The sequence below is a fragment of the Corynebacterium sp. HMSC056F09 genome, assembly GCF_001815785.1.
Classification (GTDB): domain Bacteria; phylum Actinomycetota; class Actinomycetes; order Mycobacteriales; family Mycobacteriaceae; genus Corynebacterium; species Corynebacterium hiratae.
In genome coordinates this window covers 18436-29127 of sequence record NZ_KV821964.1, presented here as the reverse complement: position 1 = coordinate 29127, position 10692 = coordinate 18436, and the positions used below count along the sequence as shown (strand labels likewise).

8 protein-coding genes are annotated in these 10692 nt (G+C 62.9%); 7 read left to right on the top strand and 1 reads right to left on the bottom strand.

Annotation, left to right across the window (positions count from 1 at the left end; all coding sequences use genetic code 11):
* Window positions 1-238: 238 nt before the first annotated feature.
* Window positions 239-1738, bottom strand: coding sequence for a glutamate--tRNA ligase (gene gltX, locus HMPREF3056_RS10470; protein WP_070681151.1), 1500 nt, complete (start codon window positions 1736-1738; stop codon window positions 239-241).
* A 161-nt stretch (window positions 1739-1899) separates the two neighbouring features.
* On the opposite strand from gltX, the gene HMPREF3056_RS10465 reads away from it, so the two are divergent.
* From HMPREF3056_RS10465 to HMPREF3056_RS10435, 7 genes are read left to right on the top strand one after another with little or no spacing between them, the layout of a single operon-like run.
* Window positions 1900-4266, top strand: a complete 2367-nt coding sequence (locus HMPREF3056_RS10465) for a choice-of-anchor M domain-containing protein (RefSeq protein ID WP_070754718.1) — start codon at window positions 1900-1902, stop codon at window positions 4264-4266.
* 12 nt (window positions 4267-4278) lie between these two features.
* Window positions 4279-5358 (top strand): choice-of-anchor M domain-containing protein, encoded by a 1080-nt coding sequence (locus HMPREF3056_RS10460; RefSeq protein ID WP_070754716.1) that lies wholly within the window; start codon window positions 4279-4281, stop codon window positions 5356-5358.
* A complete protein-coding gene (locus HMPREF3056_RS10455; RefSeq protein ID WP_070754714.1) occupies window positions 5358-6857 on the top strand; it encodes an anchored repeat ABC transporter, substrate-binding protein in 1500 nt (499 codons plus the stop codon). Before HMPREF3056_RS10460 ends, HMPREF3056_RS10455 begins: the two co-directional genes overlap by 1 nt.
* Window positions 6850-7743: a choice-of-anchor M domain-containing protein gene (locus tag HMPREF3056_RS10450; RefSeq protein ID WP_049156516.1), complete on the top strand. Its 894-nt coding sequence runs from the start codon at window positions 6850-6852 to the stop codon at window positions 7741-7743. Before HMPREF3056_RS10455 ends, HMPREF3056_RS10450 begins: the two co-directional genes overlap by 8 nt.
* On the top strand, window positions 7736-8464 hold the full coding sequence (locus tag HMPREF3056_RS10445; RefSeq protein WP_049156514.1) for an anchored repeat-type ABC transporter ATP-binding subunit: 729 nt from the start codon (window positions 7736-7738) through the stop codon (window positions 8462-8464). Before HMPREF3056_RS10450 ends, HMPREF3056_RS10445 begins: the two co-directional genes overlap by 8 nt.
* Complete coding sequence (locus tag HMPREF3056_RS10440) at window positions 8461-9357, top strand: anchored repeat-type ABC transporter permease subunit (protein WP_049156511.1); 897 nt, start codon at window positions 8461-8463, stop codon at window positions 9355-9357. The genes HMPREF3056_RS10445 and HMPREF3056_RS10440 overlap by 4 nt, the downstream gene beginning before the upstream one ends.
* Window positions 9354-10685, top strand: a complete 1332-nt coding sequence (locus HMPREF3056_RS10435; protein WP_070754713.1) for a choice-of-anchor M domain-containing protein — start codon at window positions 9354-9356, stop codon at window positions 10683-10685. The genes HMPREF3056_RS10440 and HMPREF3056_RS10435 overlap by 4 nt, the downstream gene beginning before the upstream one ends.
* The last annotated feature ends 7 nt before the right edge of the window (window positions 10686-10692 follow it).

Below are 10692 nucleotides of genomic sequence, written 5' to 3'. Positions count from 1 at the left end.
CCAGGACTCGAACCTAGAATGACGGTACCAGAAACCGTTGTGTTGCCAATTACACCATAGGCCATTATCGCTTCGAACTAGCTCAGGGCTTTAACCCCTCGCTGCTCGCTGCAACGGTTTATAACTATATCCAGCACTACCGATACACACAAATCGCCAGGCCAGAAAGCATTTTCGGGGCGTTAGGAGTGACACCTAACGCCCCGAAATTACAGCTCTGTGAGACTGCCCAGGAGGACTACTCAGCGCTCCACGGCGTGAGCGCCTGAGCAGCCTTAAGGCGAGCCAGCGTGGACTCCTTGCCCAGCAGCTCCATGGACTCAAACAGCGGCGGGGAGACCTGCTGGCCCGAGATAGCTACACGCAGGGCACCGTAGGCCTTGCGGGGCTTGAGGCCGAGGTCGTCGATAAGCGCGGCGGAGAGAACCTTCTCAATCTCCTCCGTCTTCCACTCTCCGAGCTCCTCCAGCTTGGCAATGGAAACCTCCAGCGGCTGCACCGCATCCTCCTTGAGGTTCTTCCGGGCCGCCTTCTCATCCAGCTCCAGTTCGGCGTCCGGCGTGGTGAGGAAGGACATGAGGCCATAGGCGTCGGACAGCGTCTTGATGCGGGTTTGCACCAGATCTGCGGCGAAAGCGAACTTCTCCTCCGGATAGTCGGCCGGGAAGTCGGTGTACTCGGTGAGATAGTCGCGCAGGCGCTGCGCAAAGTCTGCCGGCTCCAGCAAGCGAATGTGATCCGCGTTGATGGCCTCGAGCTTCTTCTGATCGAAGCGAGCCGGGTTCCCCAACACGTCGTGGACGTCGAAGTTGGCGATGAGCTCGTCGACTGAGAAGATGTCCTGGTCCGCAGACAGGGACCAGCCCAACAGCGACAGGTAGTTGAGCATTCCCTCCGGGATGATGCCGTTGTCACGGTGATTGAACAGGTTGGACTGCGGGTCACGCTTGGACAGCTTCTTGTTCCCCTCACCCATCACGAAGGGCAGGTGGCCAAACTCAGGCGTCTTCTTGGCAATGCCGAGCTCCACGAGCGCCTCGTAGAGGGCGAGCTGGCGCGGCGTGGAAGACAGGAGGTCCTCTCCGCGCAAAACGTGGGTAACTCCCATAAGCGCATCGTCGACCGGGTTAACCAGGGTGTAGAGCGGCGCACCGTTCGAGCGCGCCACGACGTAGTCCGGCTGGGTCTCCGACTTGAAGGTCATCTCACCGCGCACCAGGTCGGTCCAGGACCAATCCTTGTCCGGCATGCGCAGGCGCCAGACCGGCTTGCGGCCCTCCGCCTCGAAAGCGTCGATCTGCTCCTGGGTGAGGTCGCGGTCGAAGTTGTCGTAGCCCAGCTGCGGGTCGCGGCCGGCTGCCTTGTGGCGCTCCTGCACCTCTTCGTTGGTGGAGTAGGCCGGATAGACGTAGCCGCCATCCTTCAGCTTCTGCAGGACGTCGGCGTAGATGTCCATGCGCTGCGACTGGCGGTAAGGCTCGTCCGGGCCGCCGACGTTGACTCCTTCATCCCAGCCGAGGCCAAGCCAGTTCAGGGAGTCGATGATGGCCTGGTAGGACTCCTCGGAGTCACGGGCAGCATCGGTGTCCTCGATGCGGAAGATCAGCGTACCGCCAGTGTGGCGGGCATAAGCCCAGTTGAACAGAGCCGTGCGGACCATGCCCACGTGGGGCGTGCCGGTGGGTGAAGGGCAAAAACGGACGCGGACGTCGGATGTTTTTTCAGTCATGCCCACCATCGTAGTTCAGCGCCGCATCGCCGCACCGCCCGCCCCACTTGGGGGTAGTTGAACTCCGTTTCCACTAAGGCTGAGCAGCACCTTTTCCTCACACTTAACGGTACTGGTTTCCATTACCTATAGTGAATTCTCGTTCAAGAACTGAAGAAAGGTCTCCCATCGTGGTTCGTACCCGCTACGCGGCTCTGCTTACGTGCGCCGCACTCCTCGCCTCTCCCGCCACCGCCGTTGCCGGCCCCGACGACGGCAAGCACGTGGCCACCCAAACGCACATCGACTCCCCCAAGGCGTTTTGGGAGGGTAATTCTCTCACCCTCAAGAGCCATTCCGCAGAAAGCAACCACGACCTTGCCGACACGGTCACCTGGGTGGGCAAAGGCTGGGACCAGAACGGAAGCAACCAATACCAGTTCACAGTCCCCGAGGACCCGGCACTTTCCTTCCTCGGAAAGGCTGGCACGACCTACTACATGGCACCTGCCCGCGTACAGGGCAGCCTGGACCCGGTATGGATGGGCTTCGGTGCGGACACCGAGCTGCCTGTCGATGACTTCCGCGACAACATCGCTTCTCTCGACCTCTTAAGCGTCGATGGCCCCGGCGAGGTAGAGATGTTTGGCTACTACCCCGGCCCCGGCGGCCTGCAGCGCTTCTTCGGAACCACCGAGGGTGCCCCGCATTCTGCCTGGCTGACGAGCGGCACGCACACCCACAACTACACCGTCTTCACCAAGCCTGGGCGCTACCAGCTGACCTACCGCACCACCGCGCGCGACAAGGACGGCAAGCTCATCGCTTCCGCACCGACCACCACCTCCATCCAGGTGGGCGGTCAGCGTCCGGCCGCCGATCCAACACCGTCACTCAAGGAGCGGTTCGACAAGGCCACCGCGGGAGATGCCAGCGCACAGGACTACCGGTTGACCATCGCTCCGAAAAAGTCCGGAGACAAGGATGGGGATGAGCGCCTCTCCTCCATCGACTTCACCGGCGGCAGCAACGGCACACTCACGCTGCTGATCGACGGCTACTTCCTCACCGATCTGCCTGTGAAAGACGGTCAAGCACACTTCGATGAGTTCCTAGGCCCAGAGTCCTCCACGATCCAGGCTGTCTACACCCCGGAGGACGGCAGCCCGCGCTGGATCTCCGAGGAGCTCGCCTACTCAGAGAACGCCGAGCTTTCCACCACCTCGAAGAAGTCTGCGGAGTCCTGGGCAGAGACCACCAACCCCCGCCAGCTCTCCTCCGATCAAGAGGTTTCGGTACCTAACCCGGAGCTGTCCGCGCGGGCCATTCCGGAGGGCGAGGACGCAACACGCATCATCGTTGAGGCCGCCGATAAGAAGCTCGAAGGCTACGTCCATGGTGGCTTCTTCAGCAAGGGCAGCGAGCTTCCCGACGTGGAATTCGACGGGGTCATCAGCAACGGCCGCGCGGAGTTTGTGGTCGGCGCAGACGCAAGCTTCAACGGCAATACCGTGCGCCTGGATATCCTCCCGCACCCGAGCATCAAGCAAGATTCCGGAAGCATCACGCTCACCGAGAACTTCTCCTTTGGGCAGAAATACGAGGGCCGCGGCGCACTCGGCACAACCTCCAAGGCCCCTTCCACCAGCCCGGACAACAACACCAAGCCAGAGGCAGGAAAGTACACCGGTACGTGCGTTGACAAGGCGGTGCTCGACCATGGCCACGTCGATATCGCTGTCACTCGTGACGGCGATAAGTTCCGCACCCGGCTCAAGGATGAGACGGCCATCGTAGACAAGAAGACCGTCGAGCGCCCGCTTGATGACGTTGTCCTCGCCATCCACAACAACGCCCTGCGCCCCCGCCCGGAGGCGCTCAAGGGCAAAGACTTCGACTACCTGGGCGAGGATAAGTTCTTCCTGCTCCCCCAAACCCAAGAGCAGAGCATCATCTGGCCGGGTTATAACACCCAGGCGCTTGACTACCAGGACTACAAAGACGGCACGGTCACCCTCAACATCAAGCCCGTTGAGATGCCCGACGGCGCACAGGTGGGCCTGTTCACCACCGAAGGGTTGGGCAAGGGCTTTACTCCCTTGATCAACTCCGCCGAAGGTGACTACTCCATTGAGACCACCTTCGCCTCCCACACCCACACCAACTGGGCGTTTACGAAGCCGGGCATGTACAAGCTCGAGGTCAGCTACTCGGCCACCACTACAGACGGCAAGGAGATCACCTCTGAACCGCAGACGCTCACCGTGGCCGCCGGCGACGCCGCGATCAAGGACTGCGTGAGCGCGAAGGACGGTAACGAGGGCGGAAACAAGGGCGGAAACAAGGGCGAGGGCAACGACAAGCCCGGCAGCACCAAGCCGAACGACAACAAATCCAGCGGCGAGAAGAACATGAAATCTTCTATGCCCAAACTCGAGGGTTTGTGGGGCCTCGTGCTTCCCGTTGTCTTGGCCATCGTGTTCCAAGGTTTCCTCAACTTCTACAACAACCACCGCGGCCAGATTGAGTCTCGCCTCAACGGCTTGCTTCATCGCTAGAAAGGACACCGCGTGCACCGCACCACAGAACTGCACAGAGTCACTGCTGCCCTCTGCGCCATCGCCGTGGCGCTGGCAGTTGTCTTCACGGGCCATCCGGCCCCGGCCCGCGCCGATGGCGAGGTTTTCGACACCGGGCACGTTGACGCCTTCTATGTCTCCGCACCCGGCGGTGAGCTCACCTTGTCAATGAAGGAAGACATCACCGGTAGCGGTGTCGTCCGCCCGGGCAACGATGTCACCCTCAAAGTGGCCGAGGAGGCCTGGAGCGAGGCCACCGAGGGCATCGATGGAATTGGCGTACCGACGTATTACCTCCCCCAGACCCAGGACAGTTCGCTGCTCTGGCCGGGATGGGATACCCAGTCTGCACAATCGGCTGGCTACACCGACATCAACTTCGAGTTCGTTGAGGTCACCGGCCCCGGTGATATCTTCGTCTTCGAAACGGCAGGCTTCGGAGATATCCAGCCTCTCACCGACGCCGGCGCGCTGGACCTGGTGTCCGGGGATGTCATCAACCAGGCCTACCCGGCACACCGACACGTCAACTGGGCTTTTAGCGAGCCCGGTATCTACACCATGACGGTGCAGGCAGAATCCAACGGGGACACGAGTAACCAGGTCACCTATACCTGGGACGTCGGTGACGCAGAAGCCACGCCTCGGGAGGAAGAAACGGTTACGGACCACGGTGCTGAGAGCCCTGCTGAGCTCGACGACGCCGCCCTGGGCGGGGCCTCTTCCGACGAACCTGCTTCTTCTAACTCAGGCTCCCGCTCTGGGGGCGGAAGCTCCGGAGGCGCTACCCGCGGTGCGACGTCGGCTGCGGGAACTAAGAACGCGGAACGAAAGGCACAGGACAAGGAGCGAAACGACCGCTCAGAGCGCAAGGAAAGGAAGGAGCGCAAGCCTGCCCGCGCAGTCGACAAAACCACGCCAGCCGCGGAGAACGTGGACACGGTCGCTGCAGCAGGCTATTACGACAGCGGGCAAAACCTGCTGCCGTGGGGTATCGGAATCTTGGGCCTCGGCATGCTCGTGCTTGGCCTGGCCCTAGCACGTCTCGCACTCATGAAGGGCCGCGACTAATGCCGCACGGAGTACGCACCCGGACGCCCCACATCGCGCTGCTCTCGGCGGTGCTTATTGGCGCGTCCACGCTCAGTGGTTGCGCGAGCACCGCCAGTGGGGACGATGCGAAGCTCAAGGTGGTGGCGACGACGCCGATTCTGGGGGACGTCGCCAAGCACGTGGCCGGGGACGACGCTGCGGTGACCACGTTGATTCCTGCGGGCAAGGACCCACACACCTTTGAGCCGAGCTTGCGCTCGGTGCGGGATGTCGCAAACGCGGATGTGCTGCTGGCCAATGGGTTTCTCCTCGAGCCGCAGAACCTGTTGAAGACGCTGCGGGAATCATCGGATGTTCCGGTCACCGAGGTAGCGGACCAAGCGTCCACGCGCGGGGCCCGTCTCGTGCCGCTGGTGGAAAACGTTGCCCTCGATGCCGTCTGGCTGGGGTTGCGTGTGCGCAATGCCCCGCCGGGTACCACGAGCGTAACCATGAGCCTGCTCGATGCCGAGGGGCCAGGCGATGTTGCGGCTTACGTCGTATCCACGTTTGGTACGCCCGAAGCACTCTTTAACACGGCTGATGGTCTGGACGAACGCGACGATTCCACGACGCTGCCGGCCAACGCCCATACGCACGTCTCGTGGGCCTTCACCAAGCCGGGCATATACCGTCTCACTTTTGGCGCAACGGATAGCTCCCCGCAGGAATTCACGGTGGCCGTGGGCGTACAGCCACCTGATGGAATGACCTCCCTGGATGCGGGACACGTAGATATCACCGCGGACCTGTCCACGGGCGAGCTCGATTTAGAGGATCAAGGCGAAGGTTTCGACCCACACACCACGGCGTTGAGCATTCCCAACTCCACCCTGCAGCAGATTCCGCCGGATCCCGCTTACCGCTTCCTGGGGCGCCCGGGTGACGAGACCTACCTGCTGCCTCAGGCTGTCCTGGGCAAGCACATCCACGGTGAGGTTGACCCGCACCTGTGGCACAACGCGGCCAACGGCATCAGCTATGCCGAGGTCATCGCCGAGCAGCTGGCCTTGGCGGATCCTTCGCACGGCGCGGAGTATCGGGAGCGCGCTCAGGACTACATCGAGCAGTTGCACGACGCGGACGCGGAGGTGCGGCGGCTCATCGAAGACATCCCGGAGCGCAACCGGCACTTGGTCACACCTCATCACGGCTATGCCTACCTAGAACAAGGTTATGGTCTTGACATTGCGGGATTCGTCACTCCCAACCCGGCCATCGAGCCGTCACCGCGGGACGTCATCGCCCTGCGCCGGACGCTGGAGAATCTCCAACTTCCCGCGGTCTTCGTCGAACCTACCCAACAGGCCAGCGCCGATGTCATCCGTGAGGCTGCCGAATCCCTAGGGATCGCGGTGTGCCCCATCTACGGCGACACTCTCGATGACACCGTCCCCACGTATCTCGACCTCCTGCGATTCAACGCACACTCACTCAACCGCTGCTTAGGCAGCACCACGAAGGAAACTCATGTCTAATCGCACCATCCACACACTAGGCACGTCCCTGGCGGCAACGCTGACCGCTGCGGCGCTGGCTTTCGCCCCGGTGACTGCTTCGGCCGGTGATCTGGCCCAGGTTGTGAGCGCCGATGAAGAGGTAGCCGCACCTGGGACAGAGGCCACCATCGACCACGGTCACGTGGACCTCGGGCTGCTGCTTGTCGACGGGCAGGCCCAGTTCCTCGCCCGCGACGATTCGGCAGCCACGCCGGTATGGCGTGATCCTGCTGACGTGGTCTTCGACGTCGGCGACAATGCCCAACTCACCCTTCCGGAGGACAAAGCCTTTTCCTTTGTCGGCGCCGAGCCCGGATCGCAGGTGTGGGTCGTTCCCCAAACAGAGCAAGCCGACGTGCCGTGGCTGGGCTGGAATACCCAGGCGCCCTCGCTAACGGACAACGTTGACCGCGGCCTCACCATGGAGTTCTTGGGCCACCAAGGGCCGGGCGAGTTCTCGCTGTTCCTGCAAAACGGTGGCTTCGAAGAACCGCAGCTGCTGTGGTCCACCGCGACTGGGGCCACGGACGGTTTCTGGGTGGACCTGGGCACGCATACGCACGCTAACTGGGTATTTAGCGAGCCCGGCATCCACCAGGTTCGGGTGCGCATGAGCGGGCAAGGCGCGGGCGAGAGCGCCGGGAGCGATGTCGCTGCCGAGGCCACGTTAACCTTTGCTGTCGGTACAGGCACCGACGTCGCGCAGGCACACGCCGCGCAGTGGGATCCGAGCGCTGAGTCCTCTGATGCCTCGGCGGGCGCCGCGGTGCCGGTGTGGGTCTGGGCACTCGCCGGTGCGGGCCTACTCGTCCTCGTCGGGGCTGTGTTCGCAGTGCTACGCGCGAAAGGCGGGCGCCGTGGCTAATCCCTTCATCTCAATCAACGACCTGGCAGTGTCGCTTTCTGGCCGCCAGGTCATCGACGGCGCATGTTTCGACGTCGACCCCGGCGAGTTTATTGGGCTTCTCGGACCGAACGGGGCCGGTAAGACCACGCTGATGCGCGCCGTTCTGGGGCTGGTCCCCTTCACCGGCACCATCGACGTCACCACCTCGTTGGGATACGTCCCGCAGCGCCACGACGTGGAGTGGGACTTCCCCATCAGCGTGGCCAAGGCGGTGCTCAGCGGGCGCACGGGAATGGTGGGCTGGTTCCGGCGGCCGGGCCGGGCTGACAAGGAGGCTGCCCGCCGCGCCATCGAGTTGACCAACTTAGAAGAGTTCGCACAGCGCCCCATCGCGCAGCTGTCCGGCGGCCAACGCCAGCGCGTCCTCATCGCCCGCGCTCTGGCCTGCGAGCCTGAGGTGCTGCTTCTCGACGAGCCCTTTACCGGCCTCGACGCTCCCAACACCGAGGAGCTACTCACTCTTTTCCAGAAACTCACCGACCAGGGAAGCAGCGTGGTCATGTCCACGCACAACCTCTCCGAGGCCGCGCATTCGTGTTCGCGCCTCGTGCTCTTTAACCGGGGGATCGTCGCGGACGGACCCGCGGAGGCCCTGCGCCTGACCCCGCAGCCGTGGAGCGAGACCTTCGGAGTATCGGCCTCTTCACCGCTGCTCTCTGCGATTGGGGTGGCGGCATGATCGACATTTCGCTTGTTGAGTTCTTCCAGGACCTGGCCAACCCGCACCTGGACTTTTTGGCCCGCGCGGTCGGCATCTCCATCCTCGCGGCGATCGTGTGCGGGGTGGTGGGGTGCTACGTCGTGCTGCGCGGCATGGCCTTTATCGGCGATGCCGTCTCCCACGCAGTGTTCCCGGGGCTGGCTATCGCTTTCGTGCTCCAGGGCTCAGTGCTGCTCGGCGGCGCCGTGGCGGGCTGCACCGTCGCCGTGCTCATCGCATGCTTCTCCCAGCGCCGCACGGTCCGCGAGGACTCGGTCATCGGTATCTTCTTCGCCGCATCCTTTGCGCTTGGCATGGTCATTATCTCCCGAGTGGAGGGCTATACGGCCTCGCTCACGAGCTTCCTCTTCGGATCGCTGACGGGTGTCTCCCGTGCAGATCTCTACACCGCGTTCACCGTCACGGTGCTCATCGTTGGGGCCGTGGTCTTGCTCGGCCCCCAGCTCACCGCCACGTGCTTGGACAAAGAGACCGCCCGCGCGATGGGACTGCCCGTCTTTGCTCTAGACATCGTGCTCTACCTCTGCGTGACCGGCGCGGTGGTCATCTCTGTGGGCACCATCGGCAACGTCCTCGTGCTCGCCCTACTCATTACCCCGGCGGCCACGGCGCGGCTGCTCTGTGACTCGCTGGGGTCGATGATGATCGCCTCCGCGGCCATCGGTTCGCTCGGCAGCTTCTTCGGCATCTATCTGGCGTGGGCCATCGATCTTCCCGCTGGGGCGACCATCGTACTGCTGCTTACTGCTTGCTTCCTCGCGGCGTGGGCGCTGTCCCCTCTTCTGCATTCTCGTCGTGCCACGGCGTCCTCCCCGCACCCATCTGAATCAAAGGAGTCCCTGTCCGCATGAATATCCGTCCCCTAACCTTGACTGCTGCCGCCGCTATCGCCCTGAGCTCGCCGACGATGATTGCTTCTGCAGCGCCCGCTGTTGCCGCGGAGCGCGCAGGCGAGTCCTCCTGCGATGCCAGCTCCCTGCATGCCTTTAGCCGCGGACACCAAGACCTCGCGCTGGTGGGAAATTCTGGCGATATCTCCTTCATCGCCCGCGACGATGAGTCCGGCAAGGACTACGACTCCGGCGAGTTCTACGTGGAGGTCGGCAGCAATGCCGCCTTCGATGAGTCAGCCGGAAGCGATATCCCGTCGAGTGGTTGGCAGATCCCCCAAACCCAAGACCCGGCAATCCCCTGGCTTGGTTTCAACACCAGCTACCTCGACCCGGCAACGGCCGAGGGCGCTACCCTGTCGCTAACGCTGCACAGCGCACCGGAAGGCGGACGTATGGTGGGATTCCAAAACTCCCTGGGTGCAGCGCCCACCGTCCTCTTTGATTCGGAAGACCCAGACATCACCTGGGACTACCCCGATCACTTCCACAGCCACACCGGGATCATTTTCACCGAGCCAGGCGCCTATGCCGCAACCTTCACGTTTACGCTCAACGATGGCTCGGAGCATTCCATCGACGTTCCTTTCCTCGTAGGTGAAGCGGAGCCCGACGAGGTGTGTCAACTGGATTGGGGTGCCAGTGCCGGCGCTGGGCAGGGCTCTGGTTCTGGCAGCGCGAAGAACCGCCCGCAGCAGTTGGCCAAGGAGATCAACGACACCTCTAAGTCCATCGCTCAGTTAGACAAGACGATGGATAAAACCTTCAAGGAGGCCGAGGCCGTCCTCAACGGCGCGCAGCCCTCCACGTCCAGAGACGCCAAAGACTCGAAGCAGTCTGAGCGCTCCGCGCGAAGCACCGAAAAGAAGCCGGCTGCAGATGCTTCTGAAAGAAGCCAACGTCCTGAGACGCAGGGCCAGCGCGCCCCACAGAACGGATCATCCCACACTGTGGAACAACAGAGAGATTCCACACATCGGAACACCTCGAACGGGCGCTCTGCTACTCGCGCGAAAGAGTCCGGGAGTACCGCGGCGCCCAAGAAGGAACGAAGCACCAAGCATACCGCCGCGGCGCAGCGCCCCGCCCCAAGCACGGAGGAACAGCAGGCTGGAAGCGCAAACATCCAGGCTATGAGCTATGGCGCACCGATGGCCGGCTTCTGGGCGGGCTTCCTTGCGGGCATGGGTTCCCTTGCGCTTCTCCTCGGTATCGGGCTGTTCATCGCGGTGCAGTTCTTCCGCCCGCGCAACCGCGACTGGTCCCCTAGGGGCGGTCACCCCGCATAAGGAGTGG